The 662-nt window shown below is 29.6% G+C and carries 1 protein-coding gene; it reads left to right on the top strand.

The window, feature by feature from the left end; translation table 11 throughout:
• Positions 1 to 662, top strand: a 662-nt coding sequence (locus K4H96_RS06925) for a tyrosine-type recombinase/integrase (protein ID WP_227956437.1), incomplete at both ends; no start/stop codon positions are given.

Below are 662 nucleotides of genomic sequence, written 5' to 3'. Positions count from 1 at the left end.
TAGGAGTTGATCCAATAACTGGGAAAAGAATTCAAAAGAAAGGAATGAAAAATCAACAGGGACTACCGTTTAATTCTTTTAAGGAAGCATATGAAGAGATACTTCGTTTAAAACATGAATTTGTGAACTCTACTATTAATAATAGTTTTCTAACTTTTAGAGAATTTATGGAAGAGATTTATTTAAAATATTATCAACAAAAAGTTCAATTTGTAACTTATCAGACCGCTTTACCACATCATCAGTTATTTATTAAGCAATTTGGTAGTAAAAAATTATCAGATATTAGTACTATTGACTGTGAAAGATTTCGCTTAGCTATTATAGACAAGTATTCTAGTAATTATGCTAAAAATATGTGGTCTAGATTTAAAGCATGCCTGGGTTATGCAGAAAGATTGGGTTATATTGATAGAGTTCCTTTTAAAGGATTAGATAATCCTAGAGGAAAGCACCCTGATACAAAATTTTGGACATTTGATGAATTTAAGAAGGTAATAAACTCTTTTGATATTAGTGAGTATGAGGGACTTCATAATTACATGACGATCTGGTTATATTTTATGACTGGTTTAAGAGTTAGTGAGGGTATTGCTCTTAAATGGGAAGATATTGATTTTGAACGTAAATGGATTCATGTTCATTCGACAATTGAGAAAGAT

Origin of the sequence: Streptococcus sanguinis, from assembly GCF_020729765.1 — a bacterium.
In the GTDB taxonomy this organism is placed as follows: Bacteria; Bacillota; Bacilli; order Lactobacillales; family Streptococcaceae; genus Streptococcus; species Streptococcus sanguinis_Q.
Note: the sequence above shows the minus strand (reverse complement) of the source record. Positions and strands in the feature narration are given on the sequence as shown.